We start from the raw sequence: 21,228 nt of genomic DNA, 5'->3' as shown, positions 1-21,228 counted from the left end.
CCGGCCTCAGTAGCGCCAGATCACGTCGACGAAGGCGCGGTGCATGTACGAGTCGGCCTCTTTGCCATAGGCGTCGCCCGGCTTGAACACGCCGGCGCGCAGGCGCACCAGGGCCGACGGTTCGTCGATCGACTGGCTCAGCGAGGCCGGCAGCAGGCCCTGCTTGAAGTACTTGGTCACCACCACGTCCATTTCCTGGCCGAGGTCTTTCTCGCCCTGCACCAGCGGGCGGGTGACGCCGCCGTCGTCGACCACCGCGTTGATGCCGCTGGAGCCGATGTTCTGCTTGCCGTCGACACGCCAGAACTTGTGGTAGATGAGGCTGGCGTCGTAGTCGTCGCGCAGCTGCCAGGAGGCGAACAGGGTGGCCGCCTGCAGGTTGCCCAGCTCGCCGCGGAAGGCTTCGCCGAAGCGGTGCACGCGTGAGCGGGTGCCGGTGAAGTTGGAGCGGTTGCTCTCCAGGCCCGTCTGCTCGAAGTTGTTCGAACCATCGCTGCCACCGCCGCCGCTGCCCCGGGCATAGGCCGCGCCGACCTGCCATTGCGGGTCCAGGCGCAGGCGGATGCCCAGGTCGGTGCCCCAGGCGTTGACGTCGCCACTCTGCTTGCCGGTGGCGACCTGCTCGTTGCCGATGGCCTGGCTGCTCAGCGTATCGCGGTCACCGGTCAGCCAGGTGACGCTGCCCCAGTAGTTGACGGTATGGTCGTTGCGCCAGTTGTAGGCGTCGCTGTTGGCTTCCAGGCCCAGCCAGGTGAGGTCGCCGGTGCGGGTCTTGTCGAGGGCGTCGACGGTTTCGCCGGGGTTCTTCAGGCTGCCGCCGTCGTGGCTGTGGTGGGCGCGCAGACCGACCCAGTGGCCGGGCGTCCACTGCGTGGCGATGTTGCCGTAGACATGGGTGCGGTCCTTGTCTTGCGGGGCCAGTTCGGTGAGGTCGGTGCGGTACTCGCTGAAGCGCTGGGCCACGCCCAGGTCGGCCTTGAGCAGGGTGGTGTCGAAGGTCCAGTTCAGCGCTTCGATGTTGGTGTCGCGCCACATGCCGTCGTCGCTGCGCAGGCGCTGGCGGCCGAAGCGCAGTTGTTCGCCGGGGTAGGGCGTGAAGCCGCTGTAGCCGACCCAGAATTCGCGCATGGCCAGGTAGCTCTTGTCCGGCTTGCGGCTGTCGTCGCCGGTGTCGATGGCGGCGCCGGTGTCGGAGGCGCGCAGGGTGTCGGTCTCGATGATGTCGGTGGCGGCCACCGCCTGGCCCATGGCGTAGGCGCTCCAGTTGCCGCGCTCGCCGTACACCCAGGGGCGCAGGTCCAGGCCCAGGCCGTTGACGTCGCCGCCGGAGCGGGTGCCGAGGTCGCGGTCGTCCTCGGACTGGCCGGTGATCTTCACGTCCAGGCCGAAGTTCTTCTGCGCGGTTTCCTGGGCGAGGGTCGGCATCGACCACAGCAGGGCGAAGCCCAGGCCGATGCCGGCTTTCACGAAGGGGTTGAGCGTCATAGCGAATCCTCGGCGTCTACGTCGTCGTTGTCGTCTTGCAGCGCTTCGATGGCCAGGGGGCTGCTGGCACGCTGGAGCATGCCGGCACGGGCCTGCTTTTCCTGGGCCAGCAGGTTTTGCGCCTGGCTGCGCTGGGCGGGCGTCAGTTGCTGGTCGAGCTGTTGCAGCAGCGCGCTGGACTGCTCGGACGGGTTGGCCTGGGCCAGCTGGGCGAACACCCAGGCGTTGGCCGGCTCGGTGCGGATGCCGTGGCCTTCGCTGAACAGCTGGGCCAGGGCGTAGTCGGCGCTGAGCTGGCCGCCACGGGCGGCGTTGAGCAGGTGGTCGACGGCTTTCTGCGGTTCGACATTGCCCAGGTAGCCGCGGCGATAGAGCTGGCCGAGGTAGTAGTCGGCGCTGATCTCGCCGGCGTCGGCGGCGGCCTGAAGGTGCTGCTCGGCCTTCGGCGCGTCGGCCGGTACGGTCTTGCCTTCGTAGTAGAGGCGGCCCAGCAGCAGCTCGGCGCGGGGTTGTTCGGCTTCGCGGCCCTTGTCGATGTAGGCCATCAGTTGGTCGGTGTCGCCCAGTTCGGGGAAGTCGTAAAGCAGCTGGGCCAGGCTGACCCAGGAGGCCGGGTTGGCCGGGGCGACGTGCTCGAGCAGATCTTTCGCGGTCTTTTCGTCGGTCTGCCCCAGGCTGCGGTCGGCCAGCACGCGGGCGACGCTGTCGACCCGGGTGGCTGGTACCGCGCCACGAGCATGGGCGGCTTTGAGCTGCTCCAATAGCGCGGCCTGCTGGTCGGGCTGGGCGCGTTTCTGGTAGACGGTGGCCAGCTCGACGTAGCAGATGTCGGTGGTGGCCAGGGCTGCCTTGCAGATCTTTTCCACCTCGCCCAGGTGCTGGTCGTAGGTGCCCTGGGTGCGATAGAGCAGCACCTGGGCCAGGCCCGCCTCTGGATTGCCGGCGGCGCGCCACTGGTCGATCTGCTGCTGGGCGTTGATGCTGGGGAAGCTCTGCGGGTATTGCAGGTAGAGCATCGCCAGCGGGATCAGGGTGTTGCCCTCGCCCTGTTGCGCCGCGCGCTTGAGCAGTGTTTCGGCCTCTTCGCGTTCGGCCTGGGTGCTGTCGGGCTTGGCCACCAGCAGGCGGCCAAGGCGGGCCTGGGCGCGGGGCGAGGTGGCGGCCGCGGCGCGATAGGTGGCCTCGGCCTCCTTGAGCTTGGCTGGGTCGCGGGTGGCGACGTTGAGGTCGGCCAAACCGACTTGCGCGTCGCTGTAGCCGAGGTCGGCCAGGGCCTTGTAGTTGCGTTCTGCGGTGGCGGTGTCGCCGCGCTTGAGCGCTTCGTTGGCCAGGCGCTGGTCGGGCAGGCCGGCGCAGCCGGCCAGGGTGATGGCGGCGGCCAGGGCACACCAGGCCAGCGAACGGGCGCTGCGCACCCGATCGCGGCTGAAGGCCGCTCCTACAGGGATCGAGTCGATCAGGGCTGGCGCGGACTCTGTAGGAGCGGCCTTCAGCCGCGATCGAGGGCGCAGCCCTCGCAACACCGGCGACACCGACACCACGGCAGAATCACGATTGAAAGGTTTCATGATCCGTTCCTCTTACAGCCCGCGGGCCACGGCCTTGTCGATCAGCCAGTTGAGCGACGGCCCACGGTCGCTGTTGACCGCGGCCGGGCGGCCGGCAAGCTCGGCCGGCAGGCTTTCGTCAGGCTTGATCTGCACACGGATGTCGGCGGCCAGGTTGTCGATGTCCAGGCTGCTGCTGCCGACAATCCGGCCAGTGCGCACTTCGTCCTCGCCGGCCACCTGGAAGTTGACCCGGGTACCCGGCTTCACCTCGTCGAACTGGCGGTAGCTGAAGCGCGCCTCCACGGTCGGCGTGGTGGTGCGCGGGATCAGCGCGAACACCGCCTGGCCCTTGCTGGCGTACTGGCCGTCGTCCACCAGTTGGCGCGACACCACGCAGTCGCAAGGGCTGGTGAGGGTGCCGGAGAGCTGCTTGCCGAACAGTTCCTCGACCTTGGCAGGTTCCAGCTGCGAGTCGTCCAGGTGGCCCTTGAGCAGGTCGAGCATGCTGGTGTTGAAGGTCGCCAGCGGCGCGCCCTTGCTCACCGTTGCACCACTTTCCACCAGGCTCTGCAGGCTGCCGTCGCGGGGCATGGTGACGTTGGTGGTGGGCACCGCGACCACGCCGGCCTCGGCGTGGCTGACGAAGTACAAGCCATACAGCGACTTGGCGACGAAGCCGAAGGCCACCAGGCCGACCACGAACACCCCGGCGGTGACGGTGACCGCGCGCAGGCGGCCGAACGCCGACAGGCCTGAGCCAGAATCCTTCTGCTTGCGTGCCTTGGTGAAGTTGTCGCGTTGCAGGGTACTGAGCACATCGCCGACGCTGATCAGCTCCCCCGACAAGTGGCTGGTGATGATGTGGCGCAGGGTGGCGATGTCACGTGGTTCGAGGTTCTGGAATTCGGCGCCGGTGCGGCCGGTCTCGGTGTTGCTGGTGCGCACCAGGATCTCGACATCCATCGACAGCCCGAGGTTGTCGACCACGAACTGCAGGCGGCCGCGCAACACCTCGTTCACCGGCAGGGCTTTCTTGGCGTGGAAGGACAGGCCCCCGGCGGACAGGTCGTCAACCTTCACTTCGTGCGGCTCGCGGTTGCCGTCCAGGTAGCGCAGCTTGGCGGGGATGCGTACCCGGGCGTGCTGGCGCTGCGCTTCGGACTCATGCACGACATTGACGTTCACGGCGGTATTCATGGCGATATTCGTTCCTGTTATCCGATCCGGGGGGCTCACACGACCATGAACAGCACGGCGACGAAGATGCTCGCGGCCGAGAAGGTCATGGTCCGCGAGGACCAGGTGTTGAACCATTGTTGAAAGCTGGCCAGGTCGCGCTTGAGGGCAGTGGGCTGGCGGGTCCAGGACTGCTTGTCGAGGCGGAAGAACACGTAGATCTTCATCACCGCGCCGACGATCTGGTTGTAATAGAGAATCAGCGGGTAGGCCGGCCCCACGTTGTGGCCCGAGCACAGCAGCATCACGGTGAGGATCAGGCGGGTGATGCCGATCCACAGCAGGTACACCAGCAGGAACTGCAGGCCGAACTTGAAGCTGGCGATCACCGCCACGGTCAGCCCCAGCAGGCTGGTCCACATCGACACGCGCTGGTCGAGCAGCACGATGCTGGTGAACAGCCCCAGGCGCTTGAGGCCCAGGCCCAGGGCGCGGGAGTTCTGCCGCAGGTTGTTGCCGTACCAGCGGTACATCAGCTTGCGGCTGGCCTTGACGAAGCTCTTCTCCGGCGGGTGCTCGACCGTGTTGATGGCGGCATCGGGCACGTAGAAGGTGTCGTAGCCCAGGCGCATCAGGCTGAACCAGCTGGACTTGTCGTCGCCGGTGAGGAACTTGAAGCGGCCCAGGCGCCAGTGCATCAGCGAGTCGCTCTCGACGTCGGCGATGAACTCGGGGTTGGTCACCACGCTGGCGCGGAACATCGACATGCGCCCGGTCATGGTCAGCACGCGCTTGCTCAGCGCCATCGAGCACATGTTGATGTGGCGCTGGGCGAAGCGCAGCTTGTGCCACTCGCTCATGATGTAGCCGCCGCGCACTTCGCAGAATTCGTTGGTGGTCAGGCCACCGACGTTGGGGTACAGGCGGAACCACGGCACGGTCTTGCGCACCACGCCTTCGGCCAGCACGGTGTCGCCGTCGATCACCGCCACCACGGCGTTCTCATCCGGCAGCATCCGCGAGATAGCGCGGAAACCATAGGCCAGGCCGTCGCGCTTGCCGGTGCCGGCGATGCGCACGATGTCCAGGGTGACGTGGGCGGGCGGGTTGTACTTGGCCCACAGGCTTTTCACCAGCAGCTCGTCGGACTTCTCCACCAGCGAGCAGACCACCGTGGTGGGGTAGCCGCAGTCGATCGCCTCGCGGATCACCGAGCTGTACACCTGGGCGGTGGTCAGGGCCTCGATGCGAAAGCTGGTGACCATCAGGTACACGTGCGACGGGTCGGCGGCCTTGCCCAGCTTCTGCACCTTGCGCCGCAGGTAGGGGTAGACGATGTACAGGAACAGCATGCCGCGGATGAAATGGGTGGCGCCCATGGAGTAGCGCCAGATGCCGACGGCGCCGACCAGGAAAATGAAATGCTTCGATTGCGAGTCGAAGATGTCGCTGGGCAACGCCAGGGCGATCAGCATCAGCAGGCTCATGTAGAGCAGCCAGCCGGCGCATTGCAGCAGCAGGGTCTGAAGCCTTTGCATGTTCGGCATCCGTCGAGAATTCAGGGGGCAAGGGCGGCGCGCTGGGGAGGGACGCGCCGCCCTGCCGGGTTTACCAGCAGATACCTTCGGTGCGGCTGGTGGCGCAGGTCGGCTTGCTCATGAAGCCGACCAGGTCGATCACCTGCTTGCCTTCCGGCGCCTGCTGGGCCAGGGCGCGGAACTGCTCGTCGCGGTTACCCAGCACGATGATCTCGGCGTTGTTCACCACCTGGTCGAAGTCGGCGTTGAGCAAGGATGAGACATGGGGGATCTTCGACTCGATATAGTCCTTGTTGGCACCGTGGACGCGGGCGTACTGGACGTTCTGGTCGTAGATGTTCAGCTCGTAGCCCTTGCCGATCAGACGCTCGGCCAGTTCCACCAGCGGGCTTTCGCGCAGGTCGTCGGTGCCGGCCTTGAAACTCAGGCCGAGCAGGGCGACCTTGCGCTTGTCGTGGCTCTCGATGATGTCGAAGGCGTTCTGCACCTGGGACTCGTTGCTGCGCATCAGCGAGTCGAGCAGCGGCGCCTTCACGTCTAGGCTGGCGGCGCGGTAGGTGAGGGCGCGCACGTCTTTCGGCAGGCACGAGCCGCCGAAGGCGAAGCCCGGACGCATGTAGTACTGCGACAGGTTCAGCGCCTTGTCCTGGCAGACCACATCCATCACCTCGCGGCCATCGACGCCCACTGCCTTGGCGATGTTGCCGATCTCGTTGGCGAAGGTAACCTTGGTGGCGTGCCAGACGTTGCAGGTGTACTTGATCATCTCGGCCACTTCGATCGGCTTGCGGATGATCGGCGCGTCCAGTTCTTCGTACAGGGCCTGCAGCACGTCGCCGCTGGCGCTGTCCAGTTCGCCGATGACGGTCATCGGTGGCTGGTCGTAGTCTTTGATCGCGGTGCTTTCGCGCAGGAACTCGGGGTTGACTGCCACACCGAAGTCGACGCCGGCCTTCTTGCCCGAGCAGTCCTCGAGGATCGGGATCACCACGTTCTTGACGGTGCCTGGCAGCACGGTGCTGCGCACGACGATGGTGTGGCGGCGGGTGCTGTCGCGCAGCACGAAGCCGATCTCGCGGCACACCGACTCGATGTATTCCAGGCCCAGGTCGCCGTTCTTCTTGCTTGGCGTACCCACGCAGATCATCGACACGTCGCTGGCGCGGATGGCTTCGGCGAAGTCGGTGGTGCCACGCAGGCGTCCATTGGCGATGCCCTGTTGCAGCAGCGCTTCGAGGCCCGGTTCGACGATGGGCGACTTGCCCTGGTTGATCAGGTCGATCTTGGTGCTGGACACGTCCACACCGATCACGTCATGGCCGCGTGCCGACAGGCAGCCCGCACACACCGCACCCACATAACCCAAACCAAAGATGCTGATACGCATCGTAATCACCTCGTGTGTTTATCACGCCAGCCCTTCGCGGAAGAGCCGATCGGGTTGATTGACCAACAATTACTGGGCGAACGGATTCATGGCGAAATGACACTTCACCGAACGCAGGCATGAATAAATCCGGAGCGCAGAAAGTTGTGCGCTCGAAGTTGGTAGTCAAAGGCCAGTATTTAAATGACGTGCCCTGAAATGCAGCCGTCTTTATTGCAGTGCGCTATTTACCGCGCTGCTGTGCTTGTTTTTTCAAGTGGATAAATCCTTTGAAATCAACCACTAGGACGGTCATTAAAGGTTGCGTTCGGCCTTCCTGGCGTTCGCTGTACGGCATATCCATTGCCACCTCTGAAGTTTTTGAAGTTCGGTGTAGTACCGAGCATCTGTCATCTGTAAGTCATCTCTTACGCTTGGCGCTTGAAACTCGTTACGGGTGCTATGAGCGAGGAAGCGCAGTAGAAGTTCCGGGGTGAGTTGCGCCGAGATGAAAGATTTCTAAATATTTCTTCAGGGGAAAATACTTTCAAACTGATAGCACGAGACAGTTTCACCCCCGTATATAAAGGGGGAAGTCGAGGTGGGATGGTCTTAGGCCAGCATGCGAAAAAAATTTTCAAAATTCGTCAAAAAACTACGAACGGTCTTATGGCGTTTTGCGATAAGAAGAGACGTGCTGGTTTTATGGCGCCCAAGTATTGGCGTTTTGTATTGATTGCAGGAGCCAGCCTTGCTGGTGAACGCGTCACCACCAATTAGTGGCTGTTCGCCAGCAAGGCTGGCTCCTACAAAGGAGGGGAGGGGGTTATTCGGCGTGATCGCGCAGGAACACCAGGTGGTCCGGCTTCGACTGCTCGGGGCTGTAGTAGTAACCCTGCACATCGAATCGCTTGAGCTGCTCGGGATCGTTGATCCGCTCCTGGATCACGAAACGGCTCATCATCCCGCGGGCCTTCTTGGCGTAGAAGCTGATGATCTTGTACTGGCCGTTCTTCAGGTCCTTGAAGTCGACGTCGATCACCCGCGCCTTGAGGGCGCTCTTCTTCACCGCGCTGAAATACTCATTGCTGGCCAGGTTGAGCAGCACGTCGTCGCCCTGGTCGGCCAGGGCCTGGTTCAACCACTCGCTGATGCGCGTGCCCCAGAACGCATAGAGGTCCTTGCCGCGCGCGTTGGCCAGTTTGGTGCCCATCTCCAGGCGGTAGGGCTGCATCAGGTCGAGCGGGCGCAGCAGGCCGTACAGGCCCGACAGCATGCGCAGGTGGTCCTGGGCGTAGGTGAAGTCATCCTCGCCCAGGCTTTCGGCGTCGAGCCCGGTATATACATCGCCCTTGAAAGCCAACAGCGCCTGCTTGGCGTTGGCCGGGGTGAAGTCCGGGGTCCAGCTGCCAAAGCGCGCGGCGTTGAGGCCGGCGAGCTTGTCGGACAGGTGCATCAGTTCGCTGATCTGCGCCGGCGACAGTTCGCGCAGTTGCAGGATCAGTGCCTGGGAATCGTCCAGGTACTGAGGCAGGGTGTGGCGTTGGGTGACCGGCGGGGTGTCGTAGTCGAGGGTCTTGGCGGGGGAAATCACCGTCAGCATCGGGTCGGCTCCTGGAATCGTCGGGCGAATTCTACGGGGCTGGTGGCGCAACGCCAAACTATGGCGACGATAGTCACGGAACATCGGTGGGCGCCGCGCTATAGTGCGCGCCATGCATTCGTGGAGAACGTTCATCGTGCGTATCGCTTTCGCCCTGTTCGCCGGCCTGTTGAGCCTGGGCGCCCAGGCCGCCCCTGCGGACTTCGTCAGTTTCGATCGCGGCCTGTGGCCGGAGCAGTTGGACAGCCCGGTGCTGTTCGACGTGGCGTCGCGCGCCGAGATCCTGTCCTTTGCCCGGGTGCTGCATGAAAACGAAATGCTCGATGAAAGCGCCCTGGCCGCGCGCTTGGGCCTGCGCCAGGTCAACCTGCCGACCGTTCGTGCCGTGAGGGCGCGCATGTGGCAGCGGTTGTGGCAGGGCTACCAGCAGGCGCAGCAGAGCTGCGAGCAGGACGCGTCGTTCTGCTATCCGGTGGAGTCCATGGCTGACTTGCGCATGCAAGCCGCCTCGTTCGCCGGCGATGTCGGCACGTTCTACACCGGTTGGATCGAGCCGAGCCACCAGTTCCACACCCGCTACCTGGACGAGCAACTGCGCAAGGCGGCTGTATATCCGCAGACCTCCAGCGAGGTGGAGAAGCTCTCCAGCCGTGAGCGCAATGGCGATGAACTGAACGACCGGATGTTCCTCCTGACCTTTGCCGGTGGCCCGGGCCCTGAAGGTGGTAGCACCGATGTCGTGGCTGACTACCTGCGTCGGCAGAAGCTCGACGGTATCTTTTTCGTGCTTGGCAACCGACTGCAGCAACGCCGTGATGCCGGCCCGCTGGTCGAGCTCTATGCGGGGCAGTGCGTGGGGATCCAGGGTTGGGAATACCGTTCCCATGCCCAGTGGCAGGGCTGGCAGGACTCGTTGCGCCGTGCCCAGGCGCGGGTCCAAGCCGATCTGCCGGAGCAGTATGTGCCGTTGTTCCGCCCGCCTTACGGGCAGAGGCGCGGCGATGGCGAGGGGTTCATGGTCAGCCAGCAGTTACAGGTTTCGTTGTGGGATATCGATGCGCAGGATGATGGGCCGTTGACCGCCGAGGCGTCGGCGCAGCGGGTGCTGACCTTGATGCTGCTGTGGCGCAAGGGCGTGATCCAGTTCCATGACAACCAGCCCAAGGCGCAGCCGGCGGTGGAGTGGTTGTTGCAGCATACGGCGCAGAGCGGGATCGGGTGGGAGAATTGCCGGGAGTATGGGGTGCGGGAATAGGGTTGGTGAAGTCTTGGTGCTCCGGGTCCTAGCACCGCTTGCGCGGTGCATCGCGGATGAATCCGCTCCTACAGTGGCGGTAACCGAAATATCGCGCCGGGCAACCATAGCCTGTAGGAGCGGATTCATCTGCGATGCGCCGCGAGCGGCGCTCGATCTCATGGGGGCTGCACCTGTTTCGGCAGGCACCTTGCGGCCATCACCAGGAAACGAGCCCGAACTACAGCCACCTGATCCCTGAGCGTAGTCCTGCCATGCCCCCACGCCAAGCCCTGTTCGTCAATCCGAAAAATAAACTTCACCCAAGCGTAAAAAGTCTTTTTTCGGTCATGGTTTTTGCGGTATCAAGGAGTCAGACAGCCGAACCCTGCAAAACAGGTGGCGTCATCCACGCCCCCCTCGCCAGGTGAGCTCCCCGCCCGTAACGACGCGGATACGGGGAAAACGGCAGTCACTCTGCGGCGCAGCCGTTCGCGCCGTGTGGCTTTCACATAAGGTGACCGAGTATGGATGACCAAGGACGCAACCCTTCCTCCAACCAGCCAATCCTGTATGTGCTCGATACCAACGTCCTGATTCACGACCCCAACGCCCTGCTCAACTTCGAGGAGCACCATGTCGCCATACCGATGACGGTGCTGGAGGAACTCGACAAGCTCAAGACCGGCAAGCACACCATCGCCGCAGAATGTCGCCAGGCCATCCGCCTGATCGACCAGACGCTAGGCGATGCCTCCCCCAGCGATGTCGAGCAGGGCGTGCCGATCCAGCGCGGCAAGAGCGGGCCCAAGGGCTTCCTGTCCATCCTGATGAGCGCGCGCAACGAACCCAACCGCCTGCTCCCGGAAAACCTCGCCGACAACATCATCATCAACCAGCTCCTGGACCTGCGCGCCAAGCGCAAGGACCTGGACGTGGTGCTGGTCACCAAAGACATCAACATGCGCCTGAAGGCGCGCGCCTGTGGGATCGCCGCCGAGGACTACAGCACCGACCAGTTGGTCGACGACGTCTCCTTGCTGTCGAAGGGCTACCACTCGGTCACCGGCTCGTTCTGGGACCGCGTGAGCAAGGTCGACACCCGCCAGGAACGCGGCCGTACCTGGCACCGGGTACAACTGATCGACAACCTGCCGGCGGTGCACATCAACGAGTTCATCATCGATGAACAAGGCTTCGTCGGCTGGATCAAGGGCATCCGCAACGACGAGCTGCTGCTGCTCGACCTGCACCAGGAACCCTTGCTGCACCAGGAAGCCTGGGGGCTCAAGCCGCGGGACATCCACCAGAGCCTGGCGCTGTTCGCCTTGCTCGACCCGGATATCCACCTGGTCAACCTGACCGGCGCCGCCGGCTCCGGCAAGACCATCCTGGCGCTGGCCGCGGCCATCGAGCAAACGATGGTCAGCAAGCGCTACCGCCGTATCATCGCCACCCGCAGCGTGCAGGGGCTGGACCAGGAGATCGGCTTCCTGCCGGGCACCGAGGCGGAGAAGATGGAACCCTGGCTGGGCGCCATCACCGACAACCTCGAAGCCTTGCACATGGATGACGAGAGCACCCACGGCAGTGTCGAGTACATCCTCGAGCGGGTGCCGCTGCAGTTCAAGTCGCTGAACTACATCCGTGGCCGCAGCTTCCAGCAGAGCCTGATCCTCATCGACGAGTGCCAGAACCTCACGCCGCACCAGATCAAGACCATCATCACCCGTGCCGGCAACGGCTCGAAGGTGGTCTGCCTGGGCAACCTGGCGCAGATCGACACCCCCTACCTGTCGGCCACCAGCTCCGGGCTGACCTACCTGACCGAACGCTTCAAGGACTTCCCCCACGGCGTTCACATCACCCTGCAGGGCGTGCCACGCTCGGTGCTGGCCGAGTACGCCGAGTCCCACCTGTAAACCGCCTGTTCGCCGGCTCCTGCACCCCGCAGGAGCCGGCTTGCCGGCGTACCGGCCCCTGCGTCGAAACACCCTCTGCTCAAAGCTGACCGGCGGGTTTACACTCTGCATTCCCTTCCCAGGAGCAGAGCAGTGCTGACTCATCTTGATTCCCAGGGGCGCGCCAACATGGTCGACGTCACCGAAAAGGCCGTGACCGCGCGCGAGGCGACCGCCGAAGCGCGCGTGCGCATGCTGCCCGACACGCTGCGCATGATCGTCGATGGCCAGCACCCCAAGGGTGACGTGTTCGCCGTGGCACGCATCGCCGGCATCCAGGCGGCGAAGAAGACCAGCGACCTGATCCCGCTGTGCCATCCGCTGATGCTCACCGGCGTCAAGGTCGAGCTGGCCGCCGAAGGCGAGGATGTCGTGCACATCGTCGCCCGTTGCAAGCTGGCCGGGCAGACCGGCGTCGAAATGGAAGCCCTGACCGCCGCCAGCGTCGCCGCCTTGACGATCTATGACATGTGCAAGGCCGTGGACAAGGGCATGGTCATCGAACAGGTGCGCCTGCTGGAGAAGACCGGCGGCAAGAGCGGCCACTACAAGGTGGAGGCGTGATGAAGGTCAAGGTCATGTATTTCGCCCGTTACCGAGAGCTGCTGGGTGTTGATGCCGAGCGTCTGGAGGGCGACTTCAAGGTGCTGGACGACGTGCGCCAGGCGCTGGTGGCCAAGGGCGGCAAGTATGAGGTGCTGGCCGAGCAGAACCTGATGTGTGCGCGCAACGAAGAGCTGTGCAAGCTCGGCGAGGCGCTGGAAGACGGCGATGAAGTGGCGTTCTTCCCGCCGGTGACGGGAGGCTGAGCATGAGTGTTCGGGTACAGGAGGGCGCGTTCGACCCTGGATTCGAGGTCAACGCCATGCACGCCGCCAATGTCGGTGTGGGCGCTGTGGTCGGTTTCGTCGGCTATGTGCGGGATTTCAATGACGGGCTGGATGTGGCCGGGATGTTCCTCGAGCACTACCCGGGGATGACCGAGAAGGCATTGCAGAAGATCGTGGTCGAGGCCGAGCAGCGCTGGCCGTTGCTCAAGGTCGAGGTGCTGCACCGCATTGGTGCGCTGGAACCGGGCGAGCCGATCGTCTTCGTCGGGGTGGCCAGCGCGCATCGGCAGGCGGCGTTCGACGCCTGCAATTTCATCATGGACTACCTGAAGACCCGGGCGCCGTTCTGGAAGAAGGAGAACACCCAGGATGGGCCGCGCTGGGTCGAGGGGAAGCAGAGCGACCAGGATGCAGCAGAGCGCTGGTAGAGCGGTTCGCCTGTAGGAGCGGCTTTAGCCGCGATGCCTGGCACCCGCTTTGCGGGTGATCGCGGCTAAAGCCGCTCCTACAGGGGCCGCGGATATCAATGGTGCTTGCGCGGCACCGGCTTCAACAGCTCGTCCGGCGGCATCTCGCACTTGATCTTGCGCCCCAGCAGTTCTTCGATTGCCGGCAGCTGGTACGAGTCGTCCTCACCGGCAAAGCTGATCGACACGCCACTGCTCCCCGCCCGCCCGGTACGGCCGATACGGTGCACGTAGTCGTCCGGATCTTCCGGCAGGGTGAAGTTGATCACATGGCTGATGCCGTCGATGTGGATGCCGCGCCCGGCCACGTCGGTGGCCACCAGCACGCTGATGCGCCCCTCGCGGAAGTTCTCCAGGGTGCGGATGCGCTTGTGCTGCGGCACGTCGCCCGACAACTGGGCGGCGTTGATGCCATCGCGCACCAGTTTTTCCTCGATGCGCCGCACCTCGTCCTTGCGGTTGGCGAACACCATCACCCGTTCCCACTTGTTCTGCGTGACCAGGTTGTACAGCAGCTTGTACTTGTCGCTGCCGGCCACGGCGTAGACGTGTTGCTCGACGGTCTCGCTGGCGACGTTCTCCGGTTCGATCTCGACGATGGCCGGGTTGGTGGTCCACTGCTTGGCCAGGTTCATCACGTCGTCGGTGAAGGTGGCGGAGAACAGCAGGGTCTGACGCTCGCTCTTCGGTGGCGTCTGGCGAATGATCTGGCGGACCTGGGGGATGAAGCCCATGTCGAGCATGCGGTCGGCCTCGTCCAGCACCAGCACCTCGACCATGTCCAGGTGCACCTCGCCGCGCTGGTTGAAGTCCAGCAGGCGGCCAGGGGTGGCCACCAGGATGTCGCAGTGGCGCGCCTCCAGCGACTTGAGCTGCTTGTCGAAGTCCATGCCGCCGACGAAGCTCATCACGTTCAGGCCGCTGTACTTGGTCAGCGCCATGGCATCCTTGGCGATCTGCACCACCAGCTCGCGGGTCGGGGCGATGATCAGCGCCCGTGGTTCGCCCATGTAGCGTTCCTTGGGCGGTGGCACCTGTTGCAGCTGGGAGATGATCGAGATCAGGAACGCGGCGGTCTTGCCGGTACCCGTCTGGGCCCGGCCGATGGCGTCCTGGCCGCGCAGCGTATGGCCGAGCACCTGGGCCTGGATCGGGGTGCAGTAGGGGAAGCCGAGGTCATGGATGGCGTGCATCACCTCGTTGGAGAGCTTGAAGTCGTGGAAGCGGGTCTTGCCCTCTTGCGGCTCGACCACGAAGTCCTCGGGCTTCCACAGGCTGGCCTGGGGCTTTGGCTTGCGCTCGCGGCGTGGCTTGTCCTTGACGGGCTGTTCGGCGCGCGGCTGGTGGTCTGGCTGGGCCTCGGCCTGCGGCTTGGGCGCAGGTTTGGGGCGGTGGCTCTTGGGGGCCGGAGCGACAGCGGGCGGCTGCGCGGCCGGGGCGGGCGGGGACACGGCGACGGGCTCGGCGGCCTGCGGCGCGGCGTCTCCCTTGGCGAATATTTTCTTGAGTGCCTTGAGCACGGTCGTCTCGTCAACTGGTTAAGGAATGTACGCCGGGCAGTGTAATGCAAGAATCGGGCGCGGCGTAGTGGAATGCTCGGTGGGCTACAGGCTCACTGCAGCTGGCGGCTCAGCCAGTCGTAGATGTCGTTCAGTTCCTCGACCACCACTTCGTGCTCCATCGGGTACTCGTACCAGCGGGCGGCCACGCCCCAGGTGTTGAGGTACTCGAACGCCGTACGCCCCATCGACGGGATCACCACCGGGTCGTGCACGCCATGCAGGCAGAGGGCCGGGGTGCGTTGCTGGCAGGCGCTCAGTTGCAGGCCGTCGGTGAAGGTCGGGGCGTAGGTCGACAGGGCGATCACCCCGCCCAGGGCTTCCTGCCACTTTATATAGGCGGTGTGCAGCACCACGGCGCCGCCCTGGGAAAAGCCGGCGAGGACGATGCGCGACAGGTCGATGCCCTTGGCCCGCTCGGCCTCGATCAGGGCGATGACCTGCTCGGCTGACGCCTCCAGCTGCGCCTCGTCGATGGCCCGCGCCGGGGTCATGGCCTTGATGTCGTACCAGCTGGGCATTTCATAGCCGCCGTTGATTGTCACCGGGCGGGTGGGGGCCTGGGGCATTACGAAACGGGTACTGGCCAGGCGCTCCTGGAGAAACTCGGCCACCGGTAGGAAGTCGTAACGGTCGGCGCCCAGGCCGTGCAACCAGATCACACAGGCGTCTGCGGTGTTCTGGGGTTCGAGGATCAGCGGGTGGGTCATGGACTGCTCCGAATCTGTGCGTGCGTGCATTTTGAGTGCGTGAAAAGAAGGCAGTGGAGGTTAATGCCGGAAAAAGATGTCGCAACTCTACAACTTTTACTACTTGACGACCGCTTAATCGCTTAAGCCCATGAACGTGGTACGCGCTTTGCTATGTCTATGCTGATGCGAGGGGATAGGCCGGTTACGGTAACACCCCCGTGTGGATTGAAGGCTGTCACAGAACAGCCCATTGCGCCAATTGACCCAAAAACAAGCCAACAAGGGGTCGGATGCGCCTCATAAGGGTGCGGTGCAATTCCGGCTCGTACAACAAGAGCGATTTGGAGGTTGTTGATGAAGATGTTGAAAACCACCCTGGCAGTCCTCACCGCCGCCGCCGCGTTGGGCGCTACCAGCTTCGCCCAGGCCGGCGCCACCCTCGATGCGGTGAAGAAGAAGGGCTTCGTCCAGTGTGGCGTGAGCGATGGTCTTCCAGGCTTCTCCGTGCCGGACGCGCAAGGCAAGATCGTCGGTATCGACGCCGATGTGTGCCGTGCCGTAGCCGCCGCCGTGTTCGGCGACGCGACCAAGGTCAAGTTCAGCCAACTCAACGCCAAGGAGCGCTTCACCGCCCTGCAGTCCGGCGAAGTCGACGTGCTGTCGCGCAACACCACCTGGACCAGCTCGCGCGATGCCGGCATGGGCCTGGTGTTCGCCGGTGTCACCTACTACGACGGCGTCGGATTCCTCGCCAACAACAAGCTGGGTGTGAAGAGCGCCAAGGAACTCGACGGCGCGACCATCTGCATCCAGGCCGGCACTACCACCGAGCTGAACGTTTCCGACTACTTCCGCGCCAATGGGCTGAAGTACACCCCGATCACCTTCGACACCTCCGATGAAAGCGCCAAGTCGCTGGAGTCCGGTCGTTGCGACGTACTGACCTCCGACAAGTCGCAGCTGTTCGCCCAGCGCTCCAAGCTGGCCGCACCGAGCGAATACGTGGTGTTGCCGGAGACCATCTCCAAGGAACCGCTGGGTCCAGTGGTGCGTAAAGGCGACGAAGAGTGGTTCAGCATCGTCAAGTGGACCCTGTTCGCCATGCTCAATGCTGAAGAAGCGGGCATCACCTCGAAGAACGTCGAGGCCGAGGCCAAGTCCACCAAGAACCCTGACGTGGCCCGCCTGCTGGGCGCCGATGGCGAGTACGGCAAGGACCTCAAGCTGCCCAAGGACTGGGTAGTGCAGATCGTCAAGCAAGTCGGCAACTATGGCGAAGTGTTCGAGAAGAACCTGGGCCAGAGCACCGACCTGAAGATCGACCGTGGCATGAACGCCCTGTGGAACAACGGCGGCATCCAGTACGCGCCTCCGGTGCGCTGATGGCTGCACCCGCGGCGGCATCCTGCCGCCGCGGGTCGTTCGAATCCCTTCTTTTCGGGGCACTTCATGCAAAATCAAATCGGCGCACGGAAAGGGTTTTCCCTTAGTGATCCACGTGTGCGCGCGTGGCTGTTCCAGATCCTCACGGTGGTCTTCGTGGCGGGCCTGGGCTGGTACCTGTTCCACAACACCCAAACCAACCTTCAGCACCGGGGCATCACCTCGGGCTTCGACTTCCTCGAGCGCAGCGCCGGGTTCGGCATCGCCCAGCACCTGATCCCCTACGTGGAGTCGGACAGCTATGCGCGGGTGTTCGTCATCGGCCTGCTCAACACGCTGCTGGTGACCTTCATCGGCATCATCCTGGCGACGCTGCTGGGCTTCATCATCGGCGTGGCGCGGCTGTCACCGAACTGGATGATCAACAAGCTGGCGACGGTGTATGTGGAGACTTTCCGCAACATTCCGCCACTGCTGCAGATCCTGTTCTGGTACTTCGCGGTGTTCCTCACCCTGCCGGGCCCACGGGGTAGCATCAACATCCAGGACACCTTCTTCATCAGCAACCGCGGCCTGAACATGCCCGGCGCCTCGCTCGCCGAAGGCTTCTGGCCGTTCGTCGCCGCGCTGGTGCTGGCGATCGTCGCCGTCGTGCTGATGGTGCGCCACGCCAACAAACGCTTCGACGAAACCGGCGAACCGTTCCACAAGTTCTGGGTGGGCCTGTTGTTGCTGGTCGGCATCCCCGGCGTATGCGCGCTGCTGTTCGGCAGCCCGGTGCACTGGGACGTTCCGCAACTCAAGGGCTTCAACTTCGTGGGCGGCTGGGTGCTGATCCCCGAGCTGCTGGCGCTCACTTTGGCGCTGACCATCTACACCGCGGCGTTCATCGCCGAGATCGTGCGTTCCGGCATCCGCTCGGTCAGCCACGGCCAGACCGAGGCGGCCCGCTCGCTGGGCCTGCGCGAAGGCCCGACGCTGCGCAAGGTGATCATCCCCCAGGCGCTGCGGGTGATCATTCCGCCGCTGACCAGCCAGTACCTGAACCTGGCGAAGAACTCGTCGCTGGCGGCCGGTATCGGCTACCCGGAAATGGTCTCGCTGTTCGCCGGTACCGTGCTCAACCAGACCGGCCAGGCCATCGAGGTGATCGCCATCACCATGAGCGTCTATCTCGCCATCAGCATCAGCATTTCGCTGCTGATGAACTGGTACAACAAGCGCATTGCGCTGATCGAGCGGTGAGGGTACTTCCGTGACAGCCCATGTTTTCAAACCCGACATGCCGCCACCGGTGAAGACCGTTGGCGTGCTCGCCTGGATGCGGGCCAACCTGTTCTCCAGCTGGCTCAACACACTATTGACGTTGTTCGCGCTGTACCTGGTGTGGCTGATCGTGCCGCCGCTGCTGCAATGGGCATTCATCGACGCCAACTGGGTCGGCACCACCCGCGCCGACTGCACCAAGGACGGCGCCTGCTGGGTGTTCATCCAGCAGCGCTTCGGCCAGTTCATGTACGGCTACTACCCTACGGAGCTGCGCTGGCGCGTCGACCTGACCGTGTGGCTGGCCGTGCTCGGCGCCGCGCCGCTGTTCATCAAGCGCTTCCCGCGCAAGGCGGTGTATGGGCTGGGCTTCCTGGTCCTGTACCCGGTGCTCGCCTACACCTTGCTGCACGGCGGCTACCTGGGCCTGGCCACGGTCCAGACCAGCCAGTGGGGCGGCCTGATGCTCACCCTGGTGATCGCCACCGTCGGCATCGTCGGTGCCTTGCCGCTGGGTATCCTGCTGGCGCTGGGGCGGCGTTCGAACATGCCGGCAGTGAAGGTGGTCTGCGTCACCTTCATCGAGTTCTGGCGCGGCGTGCCGTTGATCACCGTACTGTTCATGTCGTCGGTGATGCTGCCGCTGTTCCTGCCCGAGGGCATGAGCTTCGACAAGCTGCTGCGGGCGATGATCGGCGTGATCCTGTTCCAGTCGGCGTACATCGCCGAGGTGGTGCGCGGCGGTCTGCAGGCCATCCCCAAGGGCCAGTACGAAGCCGCCGCGGCCATGGGCCTGGGCTACTGGCGGGCGATGGGCCTGGTGATCCTGCCCCAGGCGCTCAAGCTGGTGATCCCCGGCATCGTCAACACCTTCATCGCCCTGTTCAAGGATACCAGCCTGGTGATCATCATCGGCCTGTTCGACCTGCTCAACAGCGTCAAGCAGGCGGCGGCCGACCCGACCTGGCTGGGCATGGCCACCGAGGGCTACGTGTTCGCCGCCCTGGTGTTCTGGATTTTCTGTTTCGGTATGTCCCGCTACTCCATGCACCTGGAGCGCAAGCTGGACACTGGCCACAAGCGTTAGGAGTTTCGAAATGAGTGAAGCGATCAAGCAGCCTGCCGGCCCCGAAGGCATCATCCAGATGCAGGGCGTGAACAAGTGGTACGGCCAGTTCCATGTGCTCAAGGACATCAACCTGAACGTGCGTCAGGGCGAGCGTATCGTGCTGTGCGGGCCGTCCGGCTCGGGCAAGTCGACCACCATCCGCTGCCTCAACCGCCTGGAAGAGCACCAGCAGGGGCGCATCGTCGTCGATGGCGTGGAGCTGACCAACGACCTCAAGCAGATCGAGGCGATCCGCCGCGAGGTGGGCATGGTGTTCCAGCACTTCAACCTGTTCCCCCACTTGAGCATTCTCGAGAACTGCACCCTGGCACCGATGTGGGTGCGCAAGATGCCACGGCGCAAGGCCGAGGAAATCGCCATGCACTTTCTCGAGCGCGTGCGCATTCCGGAGCAGGCGCACAAGTACCCGGGGCAGTTGTCCGGCGGCCAGCAGCAGCGGGTGGCGATCGCCCGCGCACTGTGCATGAAACCGAAGATCATGCTGTTCGATGAACCGACGTCGGCGCTGGACCCGGAAATGGTCAAGGAGGTGCTCGACACCATGGTCAGCCTGGCCGAGGACGGCATGACCATGCTCTGCGTGACGCACGAGATGGGCTTTGCCCGAACCGTGGCGAACCGGGTGATCTTCATGGACAAGGGCGAGATCGTCGAGCAGGCCGCGCCGGATGACTTCTTCGACCGGCCGCGCAGTGATCGGACCAAGCTGTTCCTGAGCCAGATCCTGCATTGATGTGACAGGGGTTCGCCGGCAAGCCGGCGAACCCAGGCTTCAATTCTCTTCTTTTGGGGGCACCGGCGCCGGTGGCGGCCGCAGCCCCACCTCGGCGACCAGCTTCAGCTGCTGCCCGTTACGCACCACCTCGATGGTGATCTTCTCGTTGGGCTTGATCCGCGCCACCTGGTTCATCGACTTGCGCCCGTCGCCAGCCGGTTCGCCATTGATGCTCAGGATCACGTCACCCAGTTGCAGCCCTGCGCGCGCCGCCGGCCCGTCGCGGAAGATCCCGGCCACGACGATGCCTGGGTGGCCCTGCATGCCGAACGACTCGGCCAGCTCCTGGCTCAGCGGCTGCACCTCGATGCCCAGCCAGCCACGGATCACCTGGCCATGCTCGACGATCGACTTCATCACCTCCAGCGCCAGCTTGATCGGGATGGCGAAGCCGATGCCCTGGGAGCCACCGGACTTGGAGAAGATCGCTGTGTTGATACCCACCAGGTTGCCGTTGGCGTCCACCAGCGCGCCACCGGAGTTGCCCGGGTTGATCGCCGCGTCGGTCTGGATGAAGTCCTCGTAGTTGTTCAGGCCCAGCTGGTTGCGGCCGGTGGCGCTGATGATGCCCATGGTCACGGTCTGGCCGACGCCGAACGGGTTGCCGATGGCCAGGCAGACATCGCCGATATGGATGCTGTCGGAGCGGCCGATGGTGATCGCCGGCAGGTTCTTCAGGTCGATCTTCAGCACCGCCAGGTCGGTTTCCGGGTCGCTGCCGATCACCCGCGCCAGGGTTTCGCGGCCGTCCTTGAGCGCCACGACGATCTGGTCGGCGCCGCTGGTGACGTGGTTGTTGGTCAGCAGGTAGCCTTCAGGGCTCATGATCACCGCCGAACCCAGGCTCGACTCCCAGCGCCGCTGCTTGGGCAGGTTGTCGCCGAAGAAGCGGCGGAACTGCGGGTCCTCGAACAGCGGGTGGGCGCTCTTGTTCACCACCTTGGTGGTGTACAGGTTGACCACCGCCGGGGCGGCGAGGGTCACGGCATCGGCATAGGAGACCGGGCCCTGCATGATCCGCGAAGTCTGCGGCGCCTGCTGCAGGTTGACGTCCTGGCTGGGCAGGCCGACCCATTGCGGGAAGCGCTGGATGATCAGCATCGCGATCAGCACACCGGTGAGCAGGGGCCAGCCGAAGTAACGCAGAGCCTTGAGCATGAATGAATCCTGGGAGTAGGGCGGGGGCCATGTCAGTAGGCCCGGGGCGAGCGCGC

General features: G+C 64.2%; 18 protein-coding genes. 9 read left to right on the top strand and 9 right to left on the bottom strand.

The window, feature by feature from the left end:
- Positions 1-6: 6 nt before the first annotated feature.
- From JYG34_RS21570 to yaaA, 6 genes are all read right to left on the bottom strand, one after another.
- Entirely contained in the window at positions 7-1,485 is a 1,479-nt protein-coding gene (locus tag JYG34_RS21570) for an alginate export family protein (protein WP_213658250.1), read from the bottom strand.
- Positions 1,482-3,053 carry an alginate biosynthesis TPR repeat lipoprotein AlgK gene (algK, locus tag JYG34_RS21565; RefSeq protein ID WP_249746190.1) on the bottom strand — a complete coding sequence of 524 codons (1,572 nt, stop codon included), beginning with the start codon at positions 3,051-3,053 and terminating at the stop codon, positions 1,482-1,484. The genes JYG34_RS21570 and algK overlap by 4 nt, the downstream gene beginning before the upstream one ends.
- A gap of 12 nt (positions 3,054-3,065) precedes the next feature.
- Positions 3,066-4,232, bottom strand: a complete 1,167-nt coding sequence (locus tag JYG34_RS21560) for an alginate biosynthesis protein Alg44 (protein WP_213658249.1) — start codon at positions 4,230-4,232, stop codon at positions 3,066-3,068.
- Between the two features lie 35 nt (positions 4,233-4,267).
- On the bottom strand, positions 4,268-5,749 hold the full coding sequence (locus JYG34_RS21555; RefSeq protein ID WP_162042931.1) for a glycosyltransferase family 2 protein: 1,482 nt from the start codon (positions 5,747-5,749) through the stop codon (positions 4,268-4,270).
- Positions 5,750-5,819: 70 nt separating this feature from the next.
- Entirely contained in the window at positions 5,820-7,136 is a 1,317-nt protein-coding gene (locus JYG34_RS21550) for a nucleotide sugar dehydrogenase (protein WP_213658248.1), read from the bottom strand.
- 805 nt (positions 7,137-7,941) lie between these two features.
- On the bottom strand, positions 7,942-8,718 hold the full coding sequence (yaaA, locus tag JYG34_RS21545; protein ID WP_011535582.1) for a peroxide stress protein YaaA: 777 nt from the start codon (positions 8,716-8,718) through the stop codon (positions 7,942-7,944).
- A gap of 136 nt (positions 8,719-8,854) precedes the next feature.
- Here yaaA and JYG34_RS21540 point away from each other — a divergent pair, with 136 nt between their 5' ends.
- From JYG34_RS21540 to moaE, 5 genes are all read left to right on the top strand, one after another.
- Entirely contained in the window at positions 8,855-9,973 is a 1,119-nt protein-coding gene (locus JYG34_RS21540; protein WP_213658247.1) for a polysaccharide deacetylase family protein, read from the top strand.
- A gap of 506 nt (positions 9,974-10,479) precedes the next feature.
- A complete protein-coding gene (locus JYG34_RS21535; protein WP_213658246.1) occupies positions 10,480-11,874 on the top strand; it encodes a PhoH family protein in 1,395 nt (464 codons plus the stop codon).
- 132 nt (positions 11,875-12,006) lie between these two features.
- Entirely contained in the window at positions 12,007-12,477 is a 471-nt protein-coding gene (moaC, locus tag JYG34_RS21530) for a cyclic pyranopterin monophosphate synthase MoaC (RefSeq protein ID WP_213658245.1), read from the top strand.
- Entirely contained in the window at positions 12,477-12,722 is a 246-nt protein-coding gene (locus JYG34_RS21525; protein ID WP_213658244.1) for a MoaD family protein, read from the top strand. The genes moaC and JYG34_RS21525 overlap by 1 nt, the downstream gene beginning before the upstream one ends.
- A 2-nt stretch (positions 12,723-12,724) precedes the next feature.
- A complete protein-coding gene (gene moaE, locus JYG34_RS21520; protein ID WP_213658243.1) occupies positions 12,725-13,171 on the top strand; it encodes a molybdopterin synthase catalytic subunit MoaE in 447 nt (148 codons plus the stop codon).
- Between the two features lie 95 nt (positions 13,172-13,266).
- Here moaE and rhlB read toward each other — a convergent pair whose 3' ends face one another.
- Complete coding sequence (rhlB, locus tag JYG34_RS21515) at positions 13,267-14,730, bottom strand: ATP-dependent RNA helicase RhlB (protein WP_213658242.1); 1,464 nt, start codon at positions 14,728-14,730, stop codon at positions 13,267-13,269.
- A 92-nt stretch (positions 14,731-14,822) separates the two neighbouring features.
- Entirely contained in the window at positions 14,823-15,479 is a 657-nt protein-coding gene (locus tag JYG34_RS21510; protein WP_213658241.1) for an alpha/beta hydrolase, read from the bottom strand.
- A gap of 336 nt (positions 15,480-15,815) precedes the next feature.
- On the opposite strand from JYG34_RS21510, the gene JYG34_RS21505 reads away from it, so the two are divergent.
- The 4 genes from JYG34_RS21505 to JYG34_RS21490 all read left to right on the top strand — a co-directional run bounded on the left by JYG34_RS21505 (position 15,816) and on the right by JYG34_RS21490 (position 19,972).
- Positions 15,816-16,844: an amino acid ABC transporter substrate-binding protein gene (locus tag JYG34_RS21505; RefSeq protein WP_213658240.1), complete on the top strand. Its 1,029-nt coding sequence runs from the start codon at positions 15,816-15,818 to the stop codon at positions 16,842-16,844.
- Between the two features lie 66 nt (positions 16,845-16,910).
- The gene (locus JYG34_RS21500) at positions 16,911-18,089 is read left to right on the top strand and encodes an amino acid ABC transporter permease (RefSeq protein WP_213658239.1); all 1,179 of its coding nucleotides are present in this window, start codon (positions 16,911-16,913) and stop codon (positions 18,087-18,089) included.
- Positions 18,090-18,099: 10 nt separating this feature from the next.
- On the top strand, positions 18,100-19,197 hold the full coding sequence (locus JYG34_RS21495; protein ID WP_213658238.1) for an amino acid ABC transporter permease: 1,098 nt from the start codon (positions 18,100-18,102) through the stop codon (positions 19,195-19,197).
- 10 nt (positions 19,198-19,207) lie between these two features.
- Positions 19,208-19,972, top strand: a complete 765-nt coding sequence (locus JYG34_RS21490) for an amino acid ABC transporter ATP-binding protein (RefSeq protein WP_011535571.1) — start codon at positions 19,208-19,210, stop codon at positions 19,970-19,972.
- Positions 19,973-20,011: 39 nt separating this feature from the next.
- Here JYG34_RS21490 and algW read toward each other — a convergent pair whose 3' ends face one another.
- Positions 20,012-21,172, bottom strand: a complete 1,161-nt coding sequence (gene algW / locus JYG34_RS21485; protein ID WP_213658237.1) for a Do family serine endopeptidase AlgW — start codon at positions 21,170-21,172, stop codon at positions 20,012-20,014.
- Between the last annotated feature and the right edge of the window lie 56 nt (positions 21,173-21,228).

Source organism: Pseudomonas entomophila (assembly GCF_018417595.1).
GTDB lineage: Bacteria > Pseudomonadota > Gammaproteobacteria > Pseudomonadales > Pseudomonadaceae > Aquipseudomonas > Aquipseudomonas entomophila_C.
Note: the sequence above shows the minus strand (reverse complement) of the source record. Positions and strands in the feature narration are given on the sequence as shown.